The sequence below is a fragment of the Gemmatimonas sp. genome, from assembly GCF_046594945.1.
GTDB lineage: Bacteria > Gemmatimonadota > Gemmatimonadetes > Gemmatimonadales > Gemmatimonadaceae > Gemmatimonas.
Genome location: NZ_JBKJRB010000162.1, coordinates 53,377 through 79,340 on the forward strand (window position 1 = coordinate 53,377; position 25,964 = coordinate 79,340).

Annotated in this window: 19 protein-coding genes; 14 read left to right on the top strand and 5 right to left on the bottom strand. The window is 64.6% G+C overall.

Going from position 1 to position 25,964, the window contains the following annotated elements; translation table 11 throughout:
- Positions 1 to 9 precede the first annotated feature (9 nt).
- The 4 genes from ACLL97_RS19485 to ACLL97_RS19500 form a co-directional block, all read right to left on the bottom strand.
- Positions 10 to 1,413: a c-type cytochrome gene (locus ACLL97_RS19485; RefSeq protein WP_411282141.1), complete on the bottom strand. Its 1,404-nt coding sequence runs from the start codon at positions 1,411 to 1,413 to the stop codon at positions 10 to 12.
- Positions 1,414 to 1,584: 171 nt separating this feature from the next.
- A complete protein-coding gene (locus ACLL97_RS19490; protein WP_411282142.1) occupies positions 1,585 to 2,553 on the bottom strand; it encodes a VOC family protein in 969 nt (322 codons plus the stop codon).
- 32 nt (positions 2,554 to 2,585) lie between these two features.
- Positions 2,586 to 4,493, bottom strand: a complete 1,908-nt coding sequence (locus ACLL97_RS19495; protein WP_411282143.1) for a potassium transporter Kup — start codon at positions 4,491 to 4,493, stop codon at positions 2,586 to 2,588.
- Positions 4,494 to 4,557: 64 nt separating this feature from the next.
- On the bottom strand, positions 4,558 to 6,183 hold the full coding sequence (locus tag ACLL97_RS19500; RefSeq protein WP_411282144.1) for an ATP-binding protein: 1,626 nt from the start codon (positions 6,181 to 6,183) through the stop codon (positions 4,558 to 4,560).
- Positions 6,184 to 6,240: 57 nt separating this feature from the next.
- Between ACLL97_RS19500 and ACLL97_RS19505 the strand changes: the two genes are divergently transcribed.
- Entirely contained in the window at positions 6,241 to 6,975 is a 735-nt protein-coding gene (locus tag ACLL97_RS19505; protein WP_411282145.1) for a response regulator, read from the top strand.
- 36 nt (positions 6,976 to 7,011) lie between these two features.
- Here ACLL97_RS19505 and ACLL97_RS19510 read toward each other — a convergent pair whose 3' ends face one another.
- Positions 7,012 to 11,535 carry an ATP-binding protein gene (locus tag ACLL97_RS19510; protein ID WP_411282146.1) on the bottom strand — a complete coding sequence of 1,508 codons (4,524 nt, stop codon included), beginning with the start codon at positions 11,533 to 11,535 and terminating at the stop codon, positions 7,012 to 7,014.
- A gap of 234 nt (positions 11,536 to 11,769) precedes the next feature.
- Between ACLL97_RS19510 and ACLL97_RS19515 the strand changes: the two genes are divergently transcribed.
- The 13 genes from ACLL97_RS19515 (at position 11,770) to ACLL97_RS19575 (ending at position 25,881) form a co-directional block, all read left to right on the top strand.
- Positions 11,770 to 12,165: a hypothetical protein gene (locus ACLL97_RS19515; RefSeq protein WP_411282147.1), complete on the top strand. Its 396-nt coding sequence runs from the start codon at positions 11,770 to 11,772 to the stop codon at positions 12,163 to 12,165.
- A gap of 131 nt (positions 12,166 to 12,296) precedes the next feature.
- A complete protein-coding gene (locus ACLL97_RS19520; protein ID WP_411282148.1) occupies positions 12,297 to 13,157 on the top strand; it encodes a hypothetical protein in 861 nt (286 codons plus the stop codon).
- Between the two features lie 15 nt (positions 13,158 to 13,172).
- Positions 13,173 to 14,744 (top strand): YybH family protein, encoded by a 1,572-nt coding sequence (locus ACLL97_RS19525; RefSeq protein WP_411282149.1) that lies wholly within the window; start codon positions 13,173 to 13,175, stop codon positions 14,742 to 14,744.
- A 27-nt stretch (positions 14,745 to 14,771) separates the two neighbouring features.
- On the top strand, positions 14,772 to 15,359 hold the full coding sequence (locus ACLL97_RS19530) for a DUF305 domain-containing protein (protein ID WP_411282150.1): 588 nt from the start codon (positions 14,772 to 14,774) through the stop codon (positions 15,357 to 15,359).
- Positions 15,360 to 15,400: 41 nt separating this feature from the next.
- Positions 15,401 to 17,164 carry an LVIVD repeat-containing protein gene (locus ACLL97_RS19535; RefSeq protein ID WP_411282151.1) on the top strand — a complete coding sequence of 588 codons (1,764 nt, stop codon included), beginning with the start codon at positions 15,401 to 15,403 and terminating at the stop codon, positions 17,162 to 17,164.
- 123 nt (positions 17,165 to 17,287) lie between these two features.
- On the top strand, positions 17,288 to 17,686 hold the full coding sequence (locus ACLL97_RS19540) for a hypothetical protein (protein ID WP_411282152.1): 399 nt from the start codon (positions 17,288 to 17,290) through the stop codon (positions 17,684 to 17,686).
- Positions 17,687 to 17,927: 241 nt separating this feature from the next.
- The gene (locus ACLL97_RS19545) at positions 17,928 to 18,629 is read left to right on the top strand and encodes a PEP-CTERM sorting domain-containing protein (RefSeq protein WP_411282153.1); all 702 of its coding nucleotides are present in this window, start codon (positions 17,928 to 17,930) and stop codon (positions 18,627 to 18,629) included.
- Between the two features lie 196 nt (positions 18,630 to 18,825).
- Complete coding sequence (locus ACLL97_RS19550; protein ID WP_411282154.1) at positions 18,826 to 19,935, top strand: serine/threonine-protein kinase; 1,110 nt, start codon at positions 18,826 to 18,828, stop codon at positions 19,933 to 19,935.
- A 77-nt stretch (positions 19,936 to 20,012) separates the two neighbouring features.
- Entirely contained in the window at positions 20,013 to 20,429 is a 417-nt protein-coding gene (locus ACLL97_RS19555; protein WP_411282155.1) for a hypothetical protein, read from the top strand.
- 29 nt (positions 20,430 to 20,458) lie between these two features.
- Entirely contained in the window at positions 20,459 to 21,373 is a 915-nt protein-coding gene (locus tag ACLL97_RS19560; RefSeq protein WP_411282156.1) for a DUF2911 domain-containing protein, read from the top strand.
- Between the two features lie 87 nt (positions 21,374 to 21,460).
- Complete coding sequence (locus ACLL97_RS19565) at positions 21,461 to 21,979, top strand: (2Fe-2S)-binding protein (protein WP_411282157.1); 519 nt, start codon at positions 21,461 to 21,463, stop codon at positions 21,977 to 21,979.
- 10 nt (positions 21,980 to 21,989) lie between these two features.
- Entirely contained in the window at positions 21,990 to 24,227 is a 2,238-nt protein-coding gene (locus ACLL97_RS19570; protein WP_411282158.1) for a molybdopterin cofactor-binding domain-containing protein, read from the top strand.
- A gap of 25 nt (positions 24,228 to 24,252) precedes the next feature.
- Positions 24,253 to 25,881: an alpha-D-glucose phosphate-specific phosphoglucomutase gene (locus ACLL97_RS19575; protein ID WP_411282159.1), complete on the top strand. Its 1,629-nt coding sequence runs from the start codon at positions 24,253 to 24,255 to the stop codon at positions 25,879 to 25,881.
- Positions 25,882 to 25,964 lie beyond the last annotated feature (83 nt).

Consider the following 25,964-nt stretch of genomic DNA (forward strand, 5'->3'; position numbering starts at 1 on the left):
GACTGACGTCTACTTCGGCGCGGGCGCGAGCCGCCGGCTATTTACCGAGTACAGCATGCCGGTGTACTGCATCTCTTCCCAGGTCTGATCGCCCCAGTGCACGTTGGCCGTGGCATCGGGGTTGTGCTTGTTTTTCGCCGAATTGTCGTACCACGCCTTGGACGTGATCTTCGCACCCGCCGGCAGCTCCAGCGGCGTGGCAAACATGTAGTAGGTCTGCCAATTGAAGTCGTAACGCGGCACGTCGAGGATGACTTCACGGGTCCCATCCGGCTTCTCCAGCGTATACTCCCAGCGGGTTCCCCGCACGTGCGTATGCGGGAACAGGCCGTAGATCTTGACGGGCTCGTTGATCGTGATGGTGCTCGGCACCATGACATCCTTCTGGCCCGCCGGCAAGGTGAATTTGGCATTCAAGAAGGCGCCCGCATACACCCGCTCGGCGGGCACGGCTTTGGCAAACTGGAATCCCACGCTCGACCGATCCTGCACTTCGTGGCCGTGCGCCGTGTAGTGCACCTGGAAAACCAGCGTGGTTCCGGCCGGGATGCGGAGGGCGGTGCCTTCAGGAAAGCGCACCATGTTCGTACCGGGAGCGGTGGTGCCGATCATCGTGGTCCCATTGCGCATGCGCGGGGCATGCCTCGTGTCCACACGGGGCGGATCGTCGGGGATCTTGCTATTCTCGTCAACCGAAATCGGTGGCTTCGCGGCTGGCGCAGACGGCCGTGCAGCCGACGCGGTCGGATCCGACGCGGCCGCAGCAGCGGTTGCCGTTCTCGCAGGAAGCGCCGACACAATCACGTGGTGCACGACTTCGCGCGAACCCGGCATGATTTCAACGGCCTGCACCCACTTGTCTTCAGTAAAGTTGGTGGGCACCTCGAAGTACTGATACTCGATCGTCCCCGAGACCGGCACGGTGAACGCTTCGGGCATCGTGAATACCACATCGGGCGTTCCAAGCTCCCAGCTCGACGCGAAGCGCGGTGCGGGCGGCAACGACTTCGGGTTGCCGACCTTGGCGCCGCCATCAACCCAGCGCTGAATGGTCTGTTTGTCGAGATCGGACAGGCGACGGTCGTTACTGAAGACGCCATGCGGTCCTTCCGCGTGCCAGGGCGGCATGTATCCGGTGCGCACGGCGTCGCGGATGTCGTCGGCGTACGCTTTCACGGAGTCCACGTCCATCATGGAAAACGGACCGAGACCACCCGAACGATGACAGCTGGCGCAGTTGCGATAGAGCACCGGCGCGACATCCTTCGCGAAGTCTGGCGCCGTGTCCTGCGCGGCAAGCGGCTTCTCGTCATGCGCTACCGCAAGGCCGAGTAACGAGGCCGCGCCAAGCGCCACAACGGTCGTCAGCGTAATCCGACCAACTCGGCGGCGATGCGGAAGAGGCGAGGACATGGGCGGGTATGATTGGAGGAGTGGGTCGCGCTATAACGAAGTAGGCGGCGTCCAACTGCATAGTGGCTCATGCAGAAGGTACCGTTTTGCGGTTGACCCGCTAGAGCGCACGGCGCATGGCGTGTGGCCCCGTGCATGTGCCGACACGAAGGGGTGGCCGGATCTCTCCGGTTACACACGAGCTCGAACGCGTACCGGCGTACCCCACGGATCCGCCACACGTATCCCCGTTGACTCGTCGGTGAGCGCGATTCCACGCGACAGCTGCTGTGCTCGAAGCTCGGTCACGTCCTCGACGGTGGGCAGCACGATCGTCCACACCAGCAGCTTCGCGTCGTTTGGGCCAGGCGCCAATGCCCCGCGGGCCCACGTGTTCATACCAACATGATGGTGATAACCGCCGGCGCCGAGAAACAGCGCGCCCGGATAGCGCCACACCATTCGATCGAAGCCCAGCCCTTCCGCATAGAACGCATCGGCCTTGGCCAGCTCGCCCACATGCAGATGGACGTGTCCCATCACGGTGTCGATCGGCATGCCAGTCCAGGGTGCTCCGTGTGCGGCGCGCACGAGATCAGCGAGATCCAGCGGATCGGTCGCCATCATGAGTTCCCGGTCGGCGCGACGCCACGCGTCCCGCGGGCGGTCGACATACACCTCGATGCCGAGACCATCGGGGTCCTGCAGGTACAGCGCCTCGCTCACCAGATGATCGCTGGAGCCCGCGCGTACGCCGATCGCCGACAGGTGCGTAATGAATCGACCCATCGCGGCCCGGTCGGGGAGCAGAATCGCGAAGTGATAGAGCCCGAGTCGTGAGCCGGGCGTCACGGGGCGCGTACCAGCCACGTCACGCAGCACCACCACCGGTTCCGTCGCTCCGACGCCGGCCAGCGACACCGAATGATCGTCCTGCGCGAGCACCGACAGGCCGAGTACCTGCTGGTAGTACTCGAGCGAGCGCGCGAGATCGCTGACCTGCAACTCTACGGCACCAAGACGGGTGTCCGGCGGCAACCGGTAGCCGGCCGGTGGACGGCCGTAGCCACCGGGCAGCGCCCCCTCGCCCGCGGAATCGCCCCCGGAATCGCCCCCGGAATCGGCCGGCGGGCCGAACAAGTCGTGACTGCTGGCACCCATGCGCTGATCCTCCATTCGAAAGTACCGCGCGACTAAAACTCGATCTGCGCTCCCATTTCGACCACCCGGTTCGACGGGAGTTGGAAGAACTGCGCCGCTGACTGCGCGTTGCGCGCCATCAGCACGAACAATCGCTTTCGCCAACCCGCCATCTTGGTTGGTCCCGTGGGGATGACGCGCTCGTGCCCCAAATAGTAGCTCGTTTCCATCGGTCGGGCGACGATGCCATGCTCCGCGCACTGAACGAGCAACGCCGGGACGTCAGGGCTCTCCATGAAGCCGTAGCGCGCCTGCACCCGCCAGAAGCCGTGCTCGAGCGGCTCCACCGATACCCGCTCCTCGCGAGGGACGGCCGGGACGTTGCTCGACGTGATGGAGAGCAGGACGACCTGCTGGTGCAGCGCCTTGTTGTGCTTGAGATGATGCAACAGCACCACCGGCGCGCCCTTGCTGTCGCTGGTGAGAAACACGGCCGTACCGGGTACGCGGTGAGCCGGCCGACGGCCCAGTTCATCGAGCATCAGGTCGAGCGGCAAGCTGGCCCGCTGCAGCAACTGCTGCAACGCGTTTCGCCCGCGTTTCCAGGTGGTCATCAGCAGCACCAAGGCGGCCGCCAGCGCCAGCGGCACCCAACCGCCGTCGGCAATCTTGATCACGTTCGCACCCAAAAACGTGAAGTCAACGACGAAGAAGAAGGCAGCAAGACCGAGCACCTGCCAGAGCGGCCAGTTCCAACGCGTCCGCGCCACCGCCGCGAAGAGGAGCGTGGTAATTGCCATGGTTCCCGTGACCGCGATGCCGTACGCCGCGCCTAACGCCGCCGACGACTTGAACCCAAGCACGATCAAGACCGTCCCGATCATCAAGGCGAAATTGATTTGCGGAATGTAGATCTGCCCGTACTCCTCCTGCGACGTCTGCACGATCGTCATGCGCGGCAAGTAGCCGAGCTGAATGGACTGCCGAGCCAGTGAAAACGCGCCGGAAATGAGTGCCTGCGACGCCACGATCGCGGCCATGGTCGCGATGATCAGCAGTGGCACGAGAAACCACGATGGCGCCAGCAGATAAAACGGGTTGCTCACCGCCGCCGGGTTGCGCAGCAGCAGCGCCCCCTGACCGAAATAGTTCAGCAGCAGCGCCGGGAGCACCACCGCGAAAAACGCGCGACGGATCGGGACCTTGCCGAAGTGTCCCATGTCCGCGTACAGCGCCTCCGCTCCGGTAACGGAAAGAAAGACCGCGCCCAGCGCCGCGAACCCACCCGCCCCGTGGTGCAGCAGAAAGCGAAAACCGTGCAGCGGATTCAACGCATTCAGCACCTGCGGCGTGTCGATGATCGAGGCGAGGCCGAGCGACCCGATCACCAAAAACCAGAGCAGCGTGAGTGGCCCGAAGGCGCGACCAACCTTGGCGGTGCCGAATCGCTGCGCGGCGAAAAGGGCCACCAGAATCACCAACGTGATCTCCACCACGTACCCGGAGAGTGTCGGGGTCACAATATCGATGCCTTCAACCGCGCCAAGTACCGAGATGGCCGGGGTGATGATCCCGTCACCGTACAACAGCGCGGTGCCGAATACACCCAACAGGATGAGTACCCCTCGAAAGCGAGGACCGATGCGCTGCGACGTGTCCTGCAGCAACAACGCGAGCATCGCCAGCACGCCGCCTTCCCCGTTGTTGTCCGCCTGCAGGATGAACACCAGATACTTCGCCACCACGACCAGAAGAATCGACCACGTGACGAGGCTGAGCACGCCGTACACGTTCACCGCGTCGGGAAGCAACCCGTGCGACGCGCCGAACGCCTCCTTCATGGTGTACAGCGGGCTGGTGCCGATGTCACCGTACACCACCCCCAGCGCGGCCAGCGTCAACAGGGAAAGGCGTCGGCCACTTGGGCTCTCAGGCGATACGGCGTGCGGCGAGTGCGTCATGACGTGAGGCTAGGGGCACCAGCGTGAAGACCGCACAAAGACCGCCCGCTGCGGCATCAAGATTTCACAAAGACGCCAGCGCCTCGAGTTCGGCGGCGGAAAGCTCGAGCACGAAGCAGCTCCCTCCGCCAGCGCGCGGCTCGTGTACGAGTCGCCCGCCCTGCCGCTCGGCGAGCCGCCGGGCAATCGACAATCCAAGACCGGTGCCGTTGGCGTCGGGGATGTCGCCCACGCGGTGAAACGGCTCGAAGATCCGCTCGCGATCGGCGTCAGCGATGCCGGCACCTCGATCGGACACCGACAACCGCACCATGTCCCCAACCCGCTGGGCGCTGACGCCGATCGGCTGATCAGCCGGCGAGTACTTGTCGGCGTTTTCGAGCAGGTTGACCACGATGCGCAGCGACTGCGTGAAGTCGAGTCTCGCCAGCAACAGCGGTTCGTCCCGCGGCAGCTGCACATCAATGGCGCGGTGGGGCATGACGCCGGACACCCGCTGCAGCGCAGCCCCCAACAGGTCTTCTACGGCCGTGATCTGCAGCGCGATCGGCATGGCGCCGCCATCGAGACGGGACAGATCGAGGAGATCGGCCACGAAGCGATTCAGGCGGTCTGCTTCCTCTTCGATGATCGCGGCTCGATCGTCGCCTTCCAAACGTATCGCATTGGCCAGCGCCTTGATCGTCGTGAGCGGCGTGCGCAAATCATGCGACACCGAGGCGAGCACGGCGTCCTTCAGCTTGTCCGCCTGACGCAGCGCCTCGGTGTGCTCGGCCTGCACCACCAGTCGCGCGCGCTCGATGCCGAGGGCCGCGTAGTAACTGATCGCCCGCAAGAAACGCTGCCTCGAAGGCGTCAAGTCGAGCGGACCGCCGCGCTCGATGTGTACGACGCCAACCACCTTCTCATGCACGCGTAGAGGCAACAGCAGGCCGCAGGCATCGGCGATTCCGGCGCCGGCGGTAATGTCCAGCGGACTCTCGGCGCTACGAGCCGCCGTCGATGCGGCACCCACACGCATGGACCCGTCGATACGTTCTACCCCGACGCGTGCATTCTCCGCGACCCATTGCAGCAGATGCGCGCGCGTGGGCATTCCGAGGTCGCGCCACGGTACGAGCGCCGTCATGAAGGGCGCCCCCGCAGGTTCCGACGTGACCGGATCCGCGGAGGCGGTGGAGAGCTCGCCCCGCTCCGCCACCAGCGAGAGCGCACCGCTCGACTCGCTGACGGCAAAGATGCGACAGCGATCGACGCCCAACGCATCCTGTATCACGCCGGCGATCGCGTCGAGGGCCTGCTCGGCGGGACCGGCGTTCAACGACTCGGCGCCGAGGACCGCCAAGCGATCGATTTCGGCCGCGCGCTCCCATGCCGTACGCGCTTCACTTTGCGCCACCGACAGCAGATGCGCCGCCACGGCGCTCGTGATCAGGAGCGCCACCAACACCAACCAATCGAGCGGTTCGGCCACCACGAACGAGTGGAGCGGCTCGACGAAGAAGAAGTTAAAGCAGAAGAACGACACGACCGACAACACCAGCCCCACCCGCCGCCCGGCGCGTGCACTCGCCGCGAGGATGAGCAGCAGGTACGCCAGGGATACATGCGCCTTATCCAGCGACGGGCGCAGCGGCAGTAAGCCCAGCGTCAACAACGAGAGGGCAAGGAACCAGCGAAGCAATCGCATACCTGAAGGTTACTGCGCCCCTCGTGCGCTGCGCTATCAGGGCCTAGGTTGCCACACATGTCTTCCAGCTCGGGATCCGCGTCGGTGCCGCCCGCTCCGGTTGTTCTGGTCATCGAAGACGAGCCGTCGATCCGCTCGATCATCCGAGCCGCCGTCGAGTCGGAAGGCGGCGTGGTCTATGAAGCCGCGACGGCACGCACGGCGCTCGAATTGGCGCGCCGCTGCAAGCCGTCGCTCATTGTGCTGGATCTCGGGCTACCAGACGCCGACGGCGCACAGGTGTGCACGCAGATTCGCGCGTGGTCGGCCACGCCGATTGTGGTGCTGTCGGCCCGCCACGACGAAGCGGAAAAGGTGCGTCTACTGGATGCCGGGGCCGACGACTATCTCACCAAGCCGTTCAGCACGATCGAATTGCAGGCGCGCCTGCGGGCTCAACTGCGTCGGGCGGCGATGGGGCCGGTGCGCGGCGGCGACGTGCCGTATGCCTTCGACGGGCTCGCGATCGACCTCGCCCGTCGCGTGGTGTCCCGCGACGGGCAGCCGATCCACGTGACACCCACCGAGTGGGAGTTGCTGCGCACGCTGGTGACGGCGGCCGGACGCACGCTCACGCACCAACAGCTGTTCGACGCCGTGTGGAGTCGGTCGCACGGCGATGCTCAACAGTACCTGCGCGTGTACGTGGCGAATCTGCGACGCAAGGTGGAGCGCGACCCGATCCGGCCCACGCTCATCGTGACGGAGCCGGGGGTCGGGTACCGCCTGTCGCTGCCCACGGCGCTCACGTAGCGATGAGTCGGCAACACGGCCGGAACGGCGCCGTGGTTACAAGTACGTGGCGAGCACGCGCCGAAGCACGTCCTTGTGCACGGGTTTGACCAGGTGCTGCGTAAAGCCCGCGTCCGTCGAGCGTTCCCGGTCCTCTTTCTGGCCCCAACCGGTGAGGGCTACCACCGGGATGTCGCGCCCCCAATCTTGCGCCCGAATGCGGCGACACGTCTCGTATCCATTCATGCGGGGCATGCCGATGTCGAGCAGGACCAAGTGCGGTGCGAACGATTCCGCCACCGCCAGCGCACCTGTCCCGTCATGCACGGTCCGAACCTCGTGTCCCATCAATTCCAGCAGCGCGCTGAGGGTCGTGGCGGCATCGACGTTGTCGTCGGCAACCAGAATACGACGTCCGCTGGCTGGAGCACGTAACTCGACCGGCAGCACACTCGCGGCCGCCGCGTCAGCTGGCTGGGCCAGAGGGAGCCACACCGTGAACACACTTCCCTGACCGCTGCCTGCGCTGTGGGCTTCCACGCGGCCCCCGTGCAGTTCCACCAGCTGCTTAACCAGCGAGAGGCCGATGCCGAGGCCCCCCTGGGCCTTACTCAGCGAACGATCGCTTTGTGTAAACAGGTCGAACACGACCGGCAGCATCTGGGGAGTAATGCCCATTCCCGTGTCCGACACGCGAAGCCTGACCTCGCTGTCGAACGGTGCGAAGTCCAGCGTGATCTGCCCACCGGGCTCGCTGTATTTCGCGGCGTTGTTCAACAAATTTGACATCACTTGCGCCAGCCGCGTGAGGTCGCCGTACACCATGATCGCGTCAGTTGGGGCGCTGACCGTCAGTTCGTTCCGGCTCGCGTCAATGAGCGGCCGACTGGTTTCGACCGCGTTCCGCACCACCTGCGCAATGTCGATCGGCGTTCGATGCAGTTCAACTTTGCCGCGCGTAATGCGACTGATGTCCATCAGGTCATCGACCAGGCGAACCATGAGCGCGAGTTGCCGTTCCATCATGGCGCGGGTTCGCGCGACGCCGGCATTGGAGGCTGGGGTCAAATTCAGCAACTGTAATCCATTGCTGAGCGGGGCCAGTGGATTGCGTAGCTCGTGGGCAAGGGTCGCGAGAAATTCGTCCTTCCGCGCGTCCTGCTCTCCAAGACGGGCAAGCAACTGCTCTCGCTCCTCCTCGCCCCGCTTCCGCTGGGTAATGTCGGCCACGGTGCCGTCGAAGCTGGCGACGCGCCGCGACGGGCCTATCCCCTCGATGGTCGTCCGCCCTTTGGCGAAGATCCAGCGCACGGACGCGTCCGGGTGGACGATTCGGTATTCGATGGCGTATGGAGCGGGGTCATCCAACTGGGTCGCTGCCGCGACCGCGTCTTGCACCGCCGCCAGGTCATCGCGGTGAACGACGTCGAACATTTGCCGGTAATCCGTCGTGTCATCCGTGGTACCGAAGATTTCCCGGAACCTGGCATCGGTAATGGTGGCGCCGGTTGACAGATTCACGTGCCACATACCCAGTTCGGCGGCGTCGAGGGCCAGCCGCCGCCGCTCTTCACTCGATCGCAGCCGCTCCTCGATCGTCTTGCGCGCGGACACATCGCGAAAGTACACGGTCAGGCCGTCGGGCGCGGGGTAGGCGCTGACGTCGTACCATCGGTTGAAGTGCGGGTAATAGGCCGTAATCGATTCGCCGACCCCCCGACTGGCGACCCGTCGATAGAGCAGCTCGAACTCACTGCCGGCCGTGCCCGGGAACTCGTCCCATAACGACTTCCCGATCAAATCGCCCGGGGTGCGCTTCAGAAACCGCTCCCCCGCCGCGTTGATGTAGGTGAACCGCCAGTCGGCGTTGAGCGCCAAGAAGCCGTCGCTGATCGACTCCAGGATCGTGCGGGTCCGTCCTTCGCTGGTCCGGATCGCATCCTCGGCCAATTTCCGATCAGTGATATCCATCGCGACGCCAACGAGCCGGACGTGCTCACCCGGTTCATGCACGATGGCGTGGCCCCGCTCCTCCAGCCAAATGACGCCACCGCTATCGGAGCGCGTCGTGCGAAACTGACACAGGTAGCTGCCGGCATCCTCGACCGCCTTTTCGACCGTGGCGCGGTAGTGCGCAATGTCGTCCGGATAGACGAGGGCGAATCGCTGCTCGATGTGATCAAGGCGGGTGCCGGGCATGATGCCAAAAACGTCGCCGGCGTTGTCGGACGCCGCGAACGCACCGGTGGCAGAGTCGTAGCGCCACGCCACCATGCGGGCGGCGGTGAGGGCCATCCGTAGCCGCTCCTCCCCCTCCCGCAACGACGCGTCGGCCCCACGTCGCATCCGGGCCAATTGTACAGACGCCGAGACACGGGCCAACAACTCGCGGGCGCTGAACGGCTTCACGAGGTAGTCGTCGACCCCGGCCTCCATGCCTTCAACCCGACTGTCCTCACCAGCGCGGGCGGAGAGCATGAGAATCGGTACGCCGCGTGTGCGAGGGTCGGCTCGCAGTTCCTTCAGTAGGCCGAACCCGTCCAGCCGTGGCATCATCACGTCCGTCAGGATCAGGTCGGGAACGTGGGTACGAACCGACGCCAGTGCCGATGCGCCGTCGTGCACCAACTCCACTTTGAAGTGTGGGGCCAAGATGCGCCCGATATACTGTCGCATGTCGGCATTGTCGTCAGCGACCAGTACCAGCGGCCGACCGTCGACGTCGGTGTGTTCCTTTGGTGTCTGAGACACGGGAACGTCATCGTCGCCGTTCCGCGTGCCGATCCACGGGTCACGACGAGACGAGTCATTGCCCGGTATCCAGCGTAGCGCCTCGTCGACGAACGGAGTGACCCGCGTGCCCGCCTCACCGGTCCTGCCCTGTCGTACGACCTGATCGGCCGGAAGATGCGCCGACCCCATCGGCACCCATGCGGTAAAGGTCGTTCCCTCACCGAAAGTGCTTGCAGCCGAAATGGAGCCGCCGTGCACCTTGAGCAGCTCCTGTACCAGTGCCAGCCCGATTCCGCTGCCTTCGTGGGTGCGACCTTTGGCGTTTTGCACCCGATGAAACCGCTCGAACAAGCGAGGTATCTCGGCGACCGGAACGCCCGTTCCAGTGTCGCGCACGATCAGCTCGACGTTGCCGCCGGCCGGTCGGACTGACACGGTGATTTCGCCCTCGAAGGTGAATTTGAAGGCGTTCGACAAGAGGTTCATCACAACTTTTTCCCACATCTCCCGGTCCACGAAAACGGGCTGGGCCAAGGGCTCGCAATCCACCGTCAGCGTAAGTCCGGCCCGCTCGACAGCTGCCCGGAAGACACTGGCGAGATCGCGGGTAAAGGCGCCGAGGTCGGTCGGCTCGAATTCCGCCCGGAAGCGCCCGGCCTCGATGGTTGAGAAGTCCAGCAGCGAATTCACCAACCGCAGTAGACGCTCACCGTTCCGGCTCACGACCTCAAGTTGGCCGGCGGCGGTGGCGCTGAGTTCGGTCCTGCTACCCGACAGCAGCTCCTGCACCGGCCCGAGCATCAGCGTGAGCGGCGTGCGGAATTCGTGGCTGATGTTGGAGAAGAAGGCGATTTTCGCCCGATCCAACTCAGCCAGCGACTCGGCACGATTGCGCTCGTCTTCAAATGCTTGGGCGTTGGCCACGGCGGTCGTGACAGCGGACGCGAGCAAATCGTAGAAGTTTCGGTAGCTGTCGTTCATGGGGAGACGACTGCTGACACCGGCAATCAAGGCCGCCGTCGGCCGCTTGGCTCCCGGTGGTATGATCGGCAGCGCGAGGGCCAAAGTCGGTGGTTCAGGATAGGGGCCGCAGCGAATGGCGCCCATCCGCTCACGCACGTTGTCGACCGGCACGGTCGACGCGGAACGGAACACCTCGTCCAATGGCCAGATCGATTGAACGGTCGGCTCCCACGCAAGCGCGATGGAAGTGACGAATGTTTCTGTCTCCACACACGCCGACCCGACGAGCTGGGCCTGCTGGCCGCTGGCATCCAGCGCATACAGGTGCACGAACGGCAGGTCGAGGTCGTATTCGGCCAGCGTCTGCGCGGACAAGGTGAGGGCCTCGATGACCGACTTGGCCCGGCTCGTGCGGGCGGCCAGATCACGCAGCGCTCGTGTCCGGCGTTCGCCGAGCATCTTGGCCGTCATCTCGATGACGGGATGGAACAGTCCGCCCACGAGTCCGGCCTCCTCGCGAATGGGGCTGAAGGAGAAGGTGAAGAAGCATTCTTCCAGGAAGCCATGCCGTTCGAGAAAAATCCGCTGCGTTTCGAGGAAGGCGGTATCGCCAGCAAGCGCCAAATCGTGCGCGTCGCCGATGACCGGCCAAGCCTCTTTCCAGCAGTCGCGGAAGTTTTGGCCCATGGACAACGGATGCTTTTCGCCACAAATCACGCGATAGCCGTCGTTATACAGCTGCACGAGTCCAGGACCCCAAATGACACAGATCGGCAGGTCGGCGGCGAGACAGATATTCACCGTCGTACGCAGGCTTTGCGGCCACGAATCAACGGGGCCGAGCGGCGTTTCCGACCAGTCCATCGACCGAATCAAGCCACCCATCGCACCGCCTCCGGCCAGGAAAGCGAACGATTCGGAGGAAACAGTGGTCAATTCCGTCGGCTTCATCCCCACTATTCGGTACTCCGGCGTCGTGAAAATGGTAGACAATCAACACGAAACGGGGATCGCGTAGGCACGGACTCTGCGGCGCGGCGTGCTCATGCAAGAAATCGGCCGGTTGAACCAACACGACCCGTATACCCCTGTCCGGCATACGTCATTATCTTCAGCCGTATGGGGGTCCGCCAACGTATCGTCGCGATCGCGCTCTTCGGAGTGCAACTGCTGCAGGGAATGCTCCCCGCCGCCGGTGCCGCTTGTGAACGCGAGACCACCGCAGCGACCACCGCAGCGATAGCCGCGACGGCGCCCGACGTACCGTCCGTCCATCATCATCACCGCGCGCCCGCGGACCCGTCGTCCGGTACTCCAACGTCGGAACCCGTCCAGCATCCGCACGCGCCGGCCTCGTGCCCCATGGCGATGGCCTGCACGATCAGCGGCGTGTTGAGTTCGACCGTGGCCGTCTCGACCGTCGATGTCGACGTCGACGTGCATCGCTCCGTGCACGTGGCCGAGTGGCCCGTGTCACTCGACATCGCTCCCGAGCCCCGGCCGCCGCGAGGTTGAGCCCCCGGCTCTCCGGTCACCGCCGGATCGAGCCGCTCGCGCGATTCGCCGCCGTCGCTCGCCCGCACCGAACGTGCAGGGTGAAGCGCCTCGACCCCTTCGTTAGCTCTCCGCTCATCACGTTGGACCACATGACAAATCCGCTGTTCGTCGCTCCACGCTTCGGCGTGACGGGGCTGCTCGTGGCCGCGACCGCAATCGCGACCGCGCTCGCGACGCCCTTTGCCTCACTCACGGCGCAAACCGACTACTACAACACCGATGCCGGACGGCCCGTCCGCATTGAAGACGCCTACGCCATCGAACGACGCGCCGTCGAACTCCAGATGGCACCGTTCCGTCTCGAGCGCGCACGGGGCGGCGCATACCGATGGGGGGTCGAACCGGAACTCGCGGTGGGCCTGTTCCCGCGTACCCAAGTGGAGATCGGTTTTCCGCTGGCTCACGTGGAAGGCATCGCCGGTCGACGACACACCGCCCTCGCCGGCATCGATGCCTCCGTGCTGTACAACCTGAACACCGAAACGCGGCTTCCCGCGCTCGCCGTGGTCGCGGACGTGTTGCTGCCCGTGGGCGCCCTTGCTCCGGGCAAGGCGTATCCGTCATTCAAGGCGATCGCGACCAAAACCTTTTCGAAGGTTCGCTTTCACGTGAACGGTCAGGTCACGATGGGCGATGCTCCCGAAGTGCCGACTGGCGGCAACACGAGCGCGTCGTCCACGGAGCTCTCCCGTTGGCTGGTCGGTATCGCCATCGATCGCACGCTTCCACTTCGCGCGCTGTTGCTCACGGCCGAGTTGGTGACGTCGCAGCCGATCGACGCGACGGAGGAAACCGCTTGGGACGTGGCCGGTGGCGCGCGCTATCAACTCAGTCCCCGACTGGCGGTCGATGGTGGCGGTGGCTACCGCCTAACCGGTGCCGATGGCGGCTGGTTTTTCACCGCCGGCGCCGCCGTATCGCTTGGACTGCCTTGGTCTCCCCGTCGATAACCACGAGCCTACCACATGATGACTCTTCGATTCGATTCAGCGCTGGTGCGCGGCCTCGTCGGTGCCACCATCGCGTTGACGACCCTCACGCCAAGCACGGCGCAGGCGCAGTGGACCACCACGTACGAACAGTTCTATCTGCAGGCCCCGCACAATTGGACGTTCCGCAATCAGTATGCGTCGGCCGACCGCCTGTTCAACGCCTTCGACTACGGCCACGCGATTCTGTACGAAACGCTCTGGACCAAGCCCAACGCCCCCGAGTCGCGACTCGAAGTGAACGAGTTCGACTACCTCACCAAGACGGTGCTGGTGAAGCCACCGCGGGTGCCGCTTGAAGAGGGGGCTATCGAACCGAAGTATGCGCAGCTGGCGCCGGAAGCCAAAGTGATGTTCGACTGGGCGCATATCCTGCACCGCCAGTTGTACGACGTGCTGGCCGATGAACGCCTCAGCGATGCTCAGCGCGACGCGGAGGCCCAGCGACTCATCTCGTATTACAAGAGCCGCCCGGACGTCGCGTTCAGCTCGAAGCCGAAGACGATGGCGCTGATGCAGGAGCAGTCGTACTCACTCGCCTTCCGTAAGCGCTTTCCGAAGTTCAATGGACTCATCTGGGGTTATCACTGGCTCCAGGTCGGGCTGTACGAGCCATTGATTGTCGGGAAGACGCCGGCGGCCAAGCAGGCGGGCGTTCGCGCCACGGTAGCGCGATTCTGGCAGATGGTGGACGGCGCGCCGACGGCGCTGCCATATCAGATGCCGATGACGGCGGCGGTGGCGCCAGCGTTCGCCACGCGCTTTCCCGAAGCAGCGATCATCTTCGACAATCTGCATTCGATGCATGACGTGGTGTCTGACATTCTCAGCAACAGCGCCGTACCGCGGGCGCAAAAGCGCGCTGAGATCATGCGTGCCGCCCGACTGTATCGCGACGATACGTCGTACGTGATGCCGGTGGCCGCGTGGCTCGCGATGTCGGGACACATGGGCATCGAAAACATGGGCGGCCCGTCGGTGGGGTTCCTGTCATCGCTGCCGACACCATCGGTGACCGCCGGGGCCGTCATGACGCACGACTGGGAAACGGGCGCCATGAAAGGCTTCACCTATGGTTCAGCCGTCGGTGGTGCGCATGACGCGCACGCGGGGCACGACATGGCAGCGATGGCCATGCCGATGGCGACGCCCATGGTCATGCCGATGGCGAACGACAGCGCCGACGTAGCCGCGATGGTGCACCGCTTTCATACCGCGCTCGAAGCGGGAGACAGTCTCACCGCCATCAGCCTGCTCGCCGACGACGCGGAGATTCTGGAAAGCGGCTCGGTGGAAACGGTGTCGGACTACCGGTCGCATCATCTGCCGGCCGACATCGCCTTCGCCAAGGCACTCAAGAGTACTCGGGCCCCCCTGCGCGTGTCCGTGCGTGCGGACATCGCCACCAGTACGTCCACCTCAATCACGAAGGGCACCTTCCGCGATCGGGCCGTGGACACCGCGGGCGCGGAGCTGATCGTCGCCCGTCGCACCGCGCAAGGTTGGCGGATTTCCGCCATCCATTGGTCGAGCCGTCGGCGCAACTGACCGACCGATGGGGTACGCTGCCGCATCATGACTTTCTCCCGACTGACTCTACGCGCGGTAGTCGCCGCGTCGCTGACGGCTGCCGCGCCAGCGCGCACGGCAACCGCGCTGCCGGCGCAAACGCCAACGCCGGTACCAGCGGCGGTCGAAGCCGACATAGCATTCTTGCGCAACATGACGATGCACCACGCGCAGGCGATCACCATGTCGGCGATGGTGCGGACGCACACTTCGCGCCCTGAACTGCTCCTCCTTGCCGAACGTATCGAGGTGTCGCAGCAGGACGAGATGGCCGTGATGCGCCGGTGGCTCGAGGAGCATGGTGCTCGGCGAGTCACGGCACCTGACCGGCATGGTGCGCACACCATGCCGGGGATGCTGTCGAGAGCGCAGCTTACGCAGCTGTCGGCGGCGCGTGACGCCGCGTTCGATCGGCTGTTTCTACGCTTCATGATTCAGCATCACGAGGGCGCGCTGCAGATGGTGGCAACGCTGCGTCGTGTACCTGGCGCCGCGCACACGCCCATGCTGTTTCAGTTCGTCACCGAGATCGACACTGACCAGCGCGCCGAGATCCGCCGTATGCAGGCCCTACTGTCGGCGTGGTCGAAGTGATCAGGACGCCGTGTTCCACCATTCACACCAGGATACCCGTCGTGTCGTTCATTCGGTCGACCACCCGCTTGCTGCCGGTCGCGCTGTCGGTCACGCTCTCGCTGGCCCTGCAGAGCACGGTGGTGGCCGCGCAGAACTCGCGCACCACCGACCCGCGCGCGTCGCTCAAGGGCGGTGTCAGCGATGCCCAGCAGGCGATCAAGAATCTGGAGCTCGTGTCGAACACGCCGAAGGCCGCGGGTTGGTTCAATCCCAAGGATCTCGGGGACTTTGGTTTCGCCAACTCCGACCTTGCCTTCCAGAAAAACATCGTGTTTCAGGGCGGCTGGCACGGGTGGCAGGCATGGGATATTACCGATCCCAAGGCGCCGACGCGTCGCGCCGCGGTCGTGTGTCAGGGTGGACAGGGTGACCCGTCGGTATACGGCCACCTGCTCTTCCTGTCGGTCGAAGATGACAGCGGCCGTCTCGACTGCGGCACGCAGGGTGTCTCCGACACGGTGAGCGCCACGCGCTTCATGGGCGTACGCATCTTCGATATCTCGAACCTCGACGCACCGAAGCAGATCGCCGCGGTCCAGACGTGCCGTGGCTCGCACACCCATACGCTCGTGACCGATCCGAAGGACACGGCAAATGTGTACCTGTACGTACAAGGTACCGGCGGCGTGCGCTCGCCGAACGAGCTGGCGGGGTGCGTGCGTAGCCCCGACGACACGAGCACAGCACTGTTTCGCATCGAAGTGATCAAGGTGCCGTTGGCCACGCCGCAGAATGCGAAGGTGGTCAACATGCCGCGCATCTTCGCCGATGGGTCGGGGAAGGTAGCCGGGCTGTGGAAAGGCGGCGATCACGGCCGCGGCACTCAGAATAGCGGACGTACCGATCAGTGCCATGACATTACGGCCTACCCGGAAATCGGACTCGCCGCCGGCGCCTGCTCCGGCAACGGCATTCTGCTGGATATCACCAATCCCGCCAACCCGAAGCGGATCGACGAGGTCATCGATCCCAACTTTGCTTACTGGCACTCGGCCACGTTCAGTAACGACGGCCACACGGTGCTGTTCACCGACGAATGGGGCGGTGGCACGCAGGCCCGTTGCCGCGCTAGTGACAGACCCACCTGGGGTGCCGACGCCATTTTCACGTTGGGCGCCGATCGCAAGCTCAAGGCGGCCGGTTACTACAAGCTTCCGGCAGCACAAGGCAACACCGAAAACTGCGTGGCGCACAACGGGTCGCTGATCCCGGTACCTGGACGCGACATCATGGTACAGGCCTGGTATCAGGGCGGTATGTCGGTGTTCGACTTCACCAATCCCGCGAAGCCGCAAGAGCTCGCCTATTTCGACCGTGGGCCGATCGATTCGACGCGCCTCACGCTCGCCGGCTACTGGTCGGTGTACTGGTACAATGGACAGCTGATCGGCTCGGAGATCGCGCGCGGACTCGACATCTTCACGCTGCAACCCAGCGAGTTGCTGTCCAAGAACGAGATCGACGCGGCCAAGCTCATCACACGCGATGAATTCAACGCGCAACTGCAAACCCGGATCGTGTGGCCGGCGCACTTCAGTGTCGCGCGCGCGTACGTCGATCAGCTCGAGCGCGGTAACGCGCTGGCCGAGGCGCGTATTGCCGCCATCCGCGGCGCGCTCGAAAGCGCCGAGCGGGCGAGTGGTGCCGCCCGCCGAACCGCGCTCATAGCGCTCGTCGCATCGCTGGCGCAGGACGCCACGGCGTCCAGCGATGCCACCAAGGTGCGACTGCTCAGCGGTGTTGTACGCGAGCTGGCGAAATAGCCGGGTATAGGTGCCAGGGGCGCCTCCTGCCGATTTCGTGAGGGGGAACCCTCCTTCCCGGGGGCGGCATCGGTTAGTTTTCGAAAGAAGGTTTTTTGACGCCCATCATCGAAGGTTTTGCCCATGTCGGACGTACTGCAGGAATTTTCCTTCGTTGACCGTGGTCGGACGTTTCAGTGTCGTGTCGCCGCGTCGCGCGTAACGGGACCAGATCCGTGGTGGTGGTTCGAAGTCTCGACCGAACAGCACCAGCGTCACGCGCCGTTCCGCGCCGACCCCGATGACACGCTCGACGTTGTGCAGCAGCGCATGGTGGCCTACTACGACAATCTCCTCGAGCGTCGCGCCGCACCGGTCGTGAAGAAGTGGAGCCGCCCGGCACCGCAGGCGGCGGCCGCCGCTTCCGGCGAGGAAGGCTCCGATGTGATCGAGATGGATGCCGAGACGGAAGAGGTTGTGGCCGAAATCGAAGAAGAGATCGCTGAGCTACCGAGTGAAGACGAAGACGCGCCAACGGCGTGAGACAACGGTGACCTCTTCCTGAGGTCGCGCACCCCGGCGGAATCGCCGGGGTGCTTGAAAGCAGAGGTGCGCACACCCTCTGATTCATTGTGGCTCATCGGCTGGCGTGAGTTGCGCCACATTGATCACGAAAGTCTCGCGCGACGGATCGTGACTTGCGTTGACAACGGCGTGGTGCGCACCGACGGATACTATCGAACGCGCGCCTCCTGTCGTCTTCACTCGTACACGAGGGTGCATCATGAAGAAATCTCGACTCGCTTGGTTGACCGCCGCGATAGTCGCGGCACTACCGGCGCAAGCGCACGCGCAGCTCACTCTGCTCGGGCAATCCAATGCTAGTGGTGGCGGACTCGGCGCCGTAGCGACGGTGCTGACGCTGCAGAACCCCGGTGGCACGACTGCCGAAACGGGTTGTGTAGGACCGACCGGTTTCACGAGCTGTGGATTTGCCGACGCGAACGTGCAGTCTGGACAGTCGCAGTTGCGCGCGGTGTCTGCGTTTCCAGGGCTCACGGGAAGTTCGTTCCGTCTGTTCTTGAACGCGGCCGAACCCGGCAACGACAACATGATCACAGTGAACAACGTTGTTGTACGACTGTACAGCGGCAACACGCAGGTATTCTCCAGCACGGCCTTCGCAACGCCGCTGAATTTGACGAACGTGCTGACCGGCACCGGTAACTACGGTTTTATTTTCGGACTCTCCGCTGGCGATCAGGCGCTCTTCACTACCGCGCTAGCCGCCAACTCCAGCTTAATGATCGGCGTCGGCGCTTCACTCACAAACGTTTCAGGTGGTCTGGAGACGTTCGCGGTCGGCACCGTCGCGAGCGGCGGTGGCGGTGGTACTTCCGTCGTGCCCGAGCCGTCCACGTATCTCCTCATGGCGAGCGGACTCGTGGCGATGGGCCTGCTGCAGCGGAAGCGTCGCACCTCGTAACAGCGCACGACCGCTATTTTTGGCATACTACGAAGGGCAGCGTGACGAAGGTCGCACTGCCCTTCGTGACATTCGTCACGCAACCTCACGCATTGCGGTGCGTCATGCGAGGCGTATTTTTTCTCGAGAGCCGCCGCGTCACAGACGACAACGCAGCGGCGCCGTTCACGGCGTGCTGCAACCATGCGACCACGCGATGTCCACCGTACCGATCGATGCCGGCGCCCTGCGCGCTCGACTTCAGCGACAGCTTGAGGGCACCTACGTTATCGAGCGCGAGCTTGGTGGCGCGGGATCGTCGCAGGTCTTTCTGGCCACGGAGATTTCGCTCGATCGCTCCGTCGTACTCAAGGTGCTCCCGCCCGAGCTCACAGCCGACGTCGATGCGGAACGGTTCCGTCGCGAGATCCAGTTTGCCGCAAAGCTGCAGCACCCGCACCTGGTACCACTGCTCAGCGCCGCCTTCGCGACAGTCGAGGGCGACAGCGAGCAGGTGCGCTGGTACAGCATGCCGTATATCGAGGGGCACACGCTTCGGGAGCTGCTGGTGCGACGGGGCACGCCGCCCTACGCGGAGGCGATCCGGCTACTTCGGGAAATGGCACTCGCCCTCGCGTATGCGCACGCGCGCGGCGTGGTGCATCGCGATATCAAGCCGGAGAACGTGCTCCTCAACGACGGCATCGCGATGATCTCCGATTTTGGCGTCGCCAGGGCGCTCGACGACGCCAGCGACACCGCGCTGCGCACCGGACGACGCGTGACCACCGTGAGCACGGTGCTCGGTACGCCGGACTACATGTCGCCCGAGCAGATCGGATCGGCGCACGTGGTGGACCACCGCGCCGATTTGTATGCGTTCGGCTGCGTGGCCTACGAGCTACTCACCGGCGCTCCGCCTTTCGCGCGGCCATCGCTGCGCGCCACACTGGCCGCGCAGCTGGCAGACTCGCCGGTGCCGATTCTGCATCAGCGTCCTGAGCTGCCGCCGCCGATCGCTGCCATGGTGATGCGTTGTCTGGCGAAAAATCCCGCCGAGCGTCCGGCGTCGGCGTCGTGGATTATCCGCGCGATCGAAGGGGCAAATGGCACCGACGCCTCGAGCGAGGCGACGGTAGTGGCACAGACCGCCCCCGAGCCCCCAACCGACGCGTCGCGGGTCTTGCGAAGGCCTGCGGCCGCGTCGGCGCCCTCCGCACACGCTGTGGTCACCCCGGCGGCGCTCACGGTAACCACCCGAACACTTATGACTGGCCTCGTGGTCGCGCTCGTCGCGGCCGCGACGCTGTGGACCGTGCTCCGGTAAAGTCCCCCGCGCGTCGCTGCCTTGTGGCGGCTTGGCGTCGGCATACATTCACGGAACTTGTCTCGGTCGAGGCACCTGTGGTCCCCGAAATCCTGCCTTCTCGTCGTTCCGCAATCCTGGCGCTGCTCTCCGCCAGCGTCGGGATGCTGCTGCCTCGTCGGGTCGTCGCGCTCCGGCGCGTAGCGCATCCCACGCCGAGAGTCGGCATTACGGGCACGAAGGTGCTGACCGCCGCCGATCTCACCAAGTCACCACATCTCGTCGAGCTGTTCGACGGCATCCGGGCCATACCGCAGATCGCCGATGGCATCGGCTGTCACTGCGGCTGCGCCGAGTTGAGCAGCCACTACTCGCTGCTGAGTTGCTACGAGGGAGACGCGATGGCGAAGTCGTGCCCGATCTGTCAAGGAGAAGGTCGCGTCACCGTACGCCTGGCCAAAGCCGGAAAGTCCCTCATCGACATCCGCGCGGCCATCGATGCCCAGTTCGGCTGATCCCTTGTCCCCTTCGCAGAAGTGCCCACATGCACCAATTCCGTGGTCGTCGTGTCGCGCTGGCCATGCTCGCGGTATCGGTGAGTCCCGCGCTGTTGCCGCAGCGGGCCGATGCGCAGATCAGAGCCAGCGAACTGCAGAGCATTGCGCAGACCGTAGACGGCACAACATTGCGCGTGACGTACTCCCGACCGCGCATGCGCGGGCGGTGGCCGGTGTTCGGCACCAAAGCCGTGCGGTGGGGCGAAGTGTGGACGCCCGGTGCCAATTGGGCCACGCTGTTGGAGGCAAGCAAGAACGTGACGATCTCGGGCGTGAACGTCCCCAAGGGCAAGTACAGCGTCTGGCTGGTGGTGGACACGACGCGCACGTGGACCATGCTGCTCGATCCCAAGTGGAAGCAGTTCCACGAGGATCACCCGACGCCGAACGACACGCAGCTGAAGGTGACGGTGCGCGCCGACGCCAACGCCGCCCGCGAGGAGATGCTGACCTGGTCGTTCCCGGCGGTCGGCGTGCGCGGCGGGACGATGGCGATGCACTGGGCCAACATGCGGGTGACCATGGACTTTGCGGTCGAGCCCTCGCTTTCAGAATTGCTGGCGGAGCCGGAGGCGCGCCCATACATCGGCAGTTACGAGATGATCAACGCCAAGACGAAGCAGGCCGACGGGAAGATGATCGTGAGCTACGACCGTGGCGGGCTGAAGGCACGGTTCGAGCCGGAGGACAAGTACCTGCAGACGTTCGCGCTCATGCGGACCGCCGCGAACGTCTTCACCGTTGGGCTGTACGAAAAGGCCGAGGTGTACGCCGACGGCGAGATCTACGAGGTGCTCAAACCGGACATGATGTTCACCTTCACGATCTCGGGGAACACGGTAACATTCGAGTGCCGTGGCGAGGATGACGAGCTGTACTTCACGGGGAAGAAGCAGCCGTAGCTCTGGACTCCCCGTCCCCCCGGCGTGAGATTACGGGGTTGAGCGATTACCCGATCGTTCGCCCCCGCCCCTGTCCCGCCTGGTCCTATGCCGATTACGCTCAAGGTCAACGGCACGCCGCGCACGCTCGACGTGCCAGCCGAAATGCCCCTGCTGTGGGTGCTCCGTGACGAACTCGATCTCAAGGGCACCAAGTTCGGGTGCGGGATCGCTCGCTGTGGAGCCTGCACCGTCCATGTGAATGGTGTCGCGACACGCTCGTGCAACACGCCCGTGTCCCGCGTGGCGAGCGCCGACATCACGACCATCGAAGGCCTCTCGCCCGATGGGCTGCACGCCGTGCAGCAGGCGTGGGAGGAACTCGACGTGCCGCAGTGCGGCTACTGTCAGGCCGGACAAATGATGGCGGCCGCGTCGCTGCTGGCCAAGACGCCAAAGCCGACCGATGGCGACATCGACACCGCGCTGAATACGAATCTCTGCCGCTGCGCGACGTATCTGCGCATCCGGAAGGCGGTGCATCGTGCCGCTGAGATCAAGTCGGGCGCCACGCCGGCCGTGGGTGGATCGACTCGGTCGAAGAACGGCTCCCCTGACAACCGCTGAGACCACGACGATGACGACCCAATCCGACAAGCCGGGCGTAAGCCGCCGCGACTTCCTGCGCGCCACGGCGATCGCCGGCGGCGGCATGCTGCTGGTCAGCTACGCCGAACCGCTCGAAGCCCTCGAACGTCTCGGCGTGCGGAGCGGACTGCCGCCGGTCGCCGATCCAATGCTCAGCGCCTTCGTGCGCATCACGCCGGACGGCATCGTTACCATCACGGCCAAGAATCCTGAGATTGGCCAGGGTATCAAAACGATGCTCCCCATGCTGATCGCCGAGGAGCTCGACGTGGACTGGGCGAACGTGCGGGTGGAACAGGCTGACTTCGACCCCACCAGGTATCCGGCGCAAGTCGCCGGTGGCAGCACCGCGACGCCCACCAACTGGCTGCCGCAGCGCCGTGTCGGCGCCGCCGCCCGCGCGATGCTGGTGTCGGCTGCGGCGACGCAGTGGAACGTGCCCGCCGCCGAACTGGAAACGGAAAAAGGCGTCGTGCACCACCGGGCATCGAAGCGTTCCGCCACCTATGGCTCGCTGGCCAGCGCCGCGGTCTCGGTGACGCCGCCCGATCTCGCCACCGTGCCGCTCAAGGACCCCAAGCACTTCACGATCATCGGCACGCGCCAGAAGACCGTCGGACTCCGTGACATCCTGATGGGCAAGCCCATGTTCGGTATCGACGTGACGGTGCCGAACATGCACTACGCCACGTTCGTGAAGAGTCCCGTGTTCGCCGCCAAGGTCGCGAGCGCCAACCTCGATGCGATCAAGGCGATGCCCGGCGTGACGCACGCCTTCGTAGTCGAGGGCACGACAAATTTGCAGGGACTCATGCCCGGCGTCGCGATCATCGGCAAGAATTGGTGGATGGTACAGCAGGCGCGCAAGAAGCTCGTGGTCGCATGGGCGGCACACCCCACCGCGCAGCAATCGAGCGCGTCGTTTGCCGCCAAGGCCACCGAGTTCTTCGCGAGCGCCCCGCACCGCACGATTCGGAACGACGGCGATTTCGACGCCGCCATCAAGGGTGCCGCCAAGGTCGTGAAGGGCGACTACAGCTATCCGTTCATCGCCCACGCGCCCCTCGAACCGCAGAACTGCACGGCGCACGTCACGGCCGACAAGTGTGAGCTGTGGTCCACCACCCAAACGCCGCAAGGCGGACGCGCGCTCGTGGCCACGACGCTCGGCCTCAAGGAAGACCAGGTCACCATTCACATGGTGCGCGCTGGTGGTGGCTTCGGTCGTCGCTTGTACAACGACCCGCTCGTGGAAGCGGCCTGGATCGCGCGCGAAGCCAAGGTGCCGGTCAAGCTCCTGTGGACGCGCGAAGACGATATGCAGCACGACATGTTCCGCCCGGGTGGATATCACTCGTTCACCGGTGGGCTCGATGCCAGCGGCAAGCTGATCGCCTTCCGCAATCACTTCGCCACCTTCGGTGAGGGGGAGCGCTTCGCGCCGAGTGCCGATATCGGCCCCACCGAGTATCCGGCGCGCTTCGTGCCGAATCTCAAGATGGACGTGTCAGTGATGCCGCTTGGCGTGCCCACCGGTGCGTTGCGCGCGCCGCGCTCCAACGCACTGTCGTTCGCGTTCCAAGGGTTCATCGACGAGTGCGCAGTCGCGGCCGGCAAGGATCCGTTGCAGTTCCGCATTGACACGCTCAAGGCGGAGATCGCGTCGGCCACCCCGCTCACGCCACAGCAGCAGGCCGGACAGATGGATGCCCAGCGCGTGATCGGCATTCTCGAGAAGGCGCGCGAGGTGTCGGGCTGGGGCAAGACCACGCTGCCGAAGGGAACCGGCATGGGTTGTGCCTTCTACTTCAGTCATCGCGGCTACTTTGCCGAAGTTGTGCAAGTCACCGTGAGCAAGGCGGGTGACATCAAGGTCGACCACGTCTGGGCGGTGGGTGACGTCGGCAGCGACATCATCAACCCGAACCACGCCGAACAGCAGGTGCAGGGCGCCGCGATGGACGGGATGAGCCAGGCCTTCGGCCAGGAGATCACGCTCACCGCGGGCAAAGTCGATCAGGCGAACTTCAACAACTATCCGATGCTGCGCATCCGTCAGGCGCCGCCCATCGACGTGCATTTCGTGAAGACAAACTTCGCGCCCACCGGCATCGGCGAACCGGCATTGCCGCCCGTCATTCCGGCGATGATCAACGCGATCTATGCCGCCACCGGCAAGCGCGTGCGACAGATCCCGCTGTCGAAGGTTGATCTCAAATGGTCCTGATGGTTTCCTGACTCCAACCGATGCGATGACTGTGCATTCGATCACGACGTCCCCGTTCGCCGACCAGCGACCGGGGACGTCCGGTTTACGGAAGCGGACGACGGTCTTCCAGCAGAAACACTATCTCGAAAATTTCGTGCAAGCGCTGCTCGATGTGGCCGCGCTTCCTCCTGACAGCACGCTGGTCGTGGGCGGCGACGGACGGTACCACAACCGCGAAGCGACCGAAACCATTATTCGTATGGCGGCCGGCAACGGCATCACGCATCTGATCGTTGGGCGCGCGGGATTGCTCTCCACGCCGGCCGCGTCGCACCTTATCCGCTCGGGCGCGCAGGGTGGCATTATCCTGTCCGCCAGCCACAATCCAGGCGGCCCTGACGGCGATTTCGGCATCAAGTACAACACCGGCAACGGTGGGCCAGCCTCGGAATCGTTTACGAACGCCGTCGCCGAGCGCGCGCGCGAGATGCGGCAGTACTCGATCGCCGATCTACCGCATTTCAACCTCGACGATCTCGGCACGCATCAGGTCGGCCCCGTACGACTCGACGTGATCGATCCGGTCGCGGCTTACGCGACGCTCATGGAAACGTTGTTCGACTTCGACGCGATCAGTGGTTTGTTCGCCAGCGGGTTCCGCATGCGCTTCGACGCGATGCACGCGATTACGGGACCGTACGCCGTTGAAATTCTCGAACGTCGGCTTGGTGCGCTGTCCGGGACGGTCGTCAATCGCGTGCCACTCCCCGATTTTGGCGGCGGACATCCCGATCCGAACCTCACCTACGCTCATGACCTGGTGGAAGAACTGTTCGGTCACGACGCACCCGACTTCGGGGCGGCGTCCGACGGCGATGGCGATCGCAACATGATTCTGGGGCAGCGCTTTTTTGTGACACCGTCGGACTCACTGGCCGTGCTGGCGGCAAACGCGTCGCTGGTGCCCGGATACGCACGGGGACTCAGCGGCGTAGCGCGTTCAATGCCGACCAGTGCGGCCGTCGATGCCGTGGCGGTATCGCTGGGCATTCCCTGTTTCGAGACGCCCACCGGCTGGAAGTTCTTCGGCAATCTGCTCGACGCCGGCCGCATCACGCTCTGCGGCGAGGAAAGCTTCGGCACCGGCTCCGATCACGTGCGCGAGAAAGACGGACTTTGGGCCGTGCTCTTCTGGCTCAACATCGTGGCCGAGCGTGGCCAGACGGTGGAAGCGATCGTGCGTGAACACTGGGCGCGCTTTGGTCGCAATTACTACACGCGCTACGACTATGAAGGTGTGCCCTCCGACGCGGCCGATGGCGTCATGACGCATCTGCGCACGCAGTGCAGCACGTTGCCGGGCACGATGGTCGCGTCACGTCGCGTGCAGAGCGCCGATGACTTCATGTACACCGACCCCGTGGACGGCAGCGTCAGTGCCAATCAGGGCATTCGCGTGCGCTTCGACGATGGTGCCCGCATCGTGTTCCGTCTGTCGGGTACGGGAACGGAAGGGGCGACCATTCGCCTGTACATCGAGTCGCGCGAAACCGATGCGTCGCGACTTGGCATGGACCCGTCTCACGCGCTGGCGGAGCTCGTGGCGGCCGCCCTCTCCCTGAGCGCACTGGAAACACGAACCGGACGGACGGCACCGACGGTGATCACGTAACGCCGCGTCACGGGAGCCGCGTCACGGGAGCCGCGTCACGGGAGCCGCGTCACGGGAGCCGCGTCACGGGAGCCGCGTCACGG

What these genes read in the sequence shown, in the direction of transcription:
- ACLL97_RS19485 (WP_411282141.1), bottom strand. Translation starts at nt 1,413, where the DNA reads ATGTCCTCGCCTCTTCCGCATCGCCGCCGAGTTGGTCGGATTACGCTG.
- ACLL97_RS19490 (WP_411282142.1), bottom strand. Translation starts at nt 2,553, where the DNA reads ATGGGTGCCAGCAGTCACGACTTGTTCGGCCCGCCGGCCGATTCCGGG.
- ACLL97_RS19495 (WP_411282143.1), bottom strand. Translation starts at nt 4,493, where the DNA reads ATGACGCACTCGCCGCACGCCGTATCGCCTGAGAGCCCAAGTGGCCGA.
- ACLL97_RS19500 (WP_411282144.1), bottom strand. Translation starts at nt 6,183, where the DNA reads ATGCGATTGCTTCGCTGGTTCCTTGCCCTCTCGTTGTTGACGCTGGGC.
- ACLL97_RS19505 (WP_411282145.1), top strand. Translation starts at nt 6,241, where the DNA reads ATGTCTTCCAGCTCGGGATCCGCGTCGGTGCCGCCCGCTCCGGTTGTT.
- ACLL97_RS19510 (WP_411282146.1), bottom strand. Translation starts at nt 11,535, where the DNA reads ATGGGTGGCTTGATTCGGTCGATGGACTGGTCGGAAACGCCGCTCGGC.
- ACLL97_RS19515 (WP_411282147.1), top strand. Translation starts at nt 11,770, where the DNA reads ATGGGGGTCCGCCAACGTATCGTCGCGATCGCGCTCTTCGGAGTGCAA.
- ACLL97_RS19520 (WP_411282148.1), top strand. Translation starts at nt 12,297, where the DNA reads ATGACAAATCCGCTGTTCGTCGCTCCACGCTTCGGCGTGACGGGGCTG.
- ACLL97_RS19525 (WP_411282149.1), top strand. Translation starts at nt 13,173, where the DNA reads ATGATGACTCTTCGATTCGATTCAGCGCTGGTGCGCGGCCTCGTCGGT.
- ACLL97_RS19530 (WP_411282150.1), top strand. Translation starts at nt 14,772, where the DNA reads ATGACTTTCTCCCGACTGACTCTACGCGCGGTAGTCGCCGCGTCGCTG.
- ACLL97_RS19540 (WP_411282152.1), top strand. Translation starts at nt 17,288, where the DNA reads ATGTCGGACGTACTGCAGGAATTTTCCTTCGTTGACCGTGGTCGGACG.
- ACLL97_RS19545 (WP_411282153.1), top strand. Translation starts at nt 17,928, where the DNA reads ATGAAGAAATCTCGACTCGCTTGGTTGACCGCCGCGATAGTCGCGGCA.
- ACLL97_RS19550 (WP_411282154.1), top strand. Translation starts at nt 18,826, where the DNA reads ATGTCCACCGTACCGATCGATGCCGGCGCCCTGCGCGCTCGACTTCAG.
- ACLL97_RS19560 (WP_411282156.1), top strand. Translation starts at nt 20,459, where the DNA reads ATGCACCAATTCCGTGGTCGTCGTGTCGCGCTGGCCATGCTCGCGGTA.
- ACLL97_RS19565 (WP_411282157.1), top strand. Translation starts at nt 21,461, where the DNA reads ATGCCGATTACGCTCAAGGTCAACGGCACGCCGCGCACGCTCGACGTG.
- ACLL97_RS19570 (WP_411282158.1), top strand. Translation starts at nt 21,990, where the DNA reads ATGACGACCCAATCCGACAAGCCGGGCGTAAGCCGCCGCGACTTCCTG.
- ACLL97_RS19575 (WP_411282159.1), top strand. Translation starts at nt 24,253, where the DNA reads ATGACTGTGCATTCGATCACGACGTCCCCGTTCGCCGACCAGCGACCG.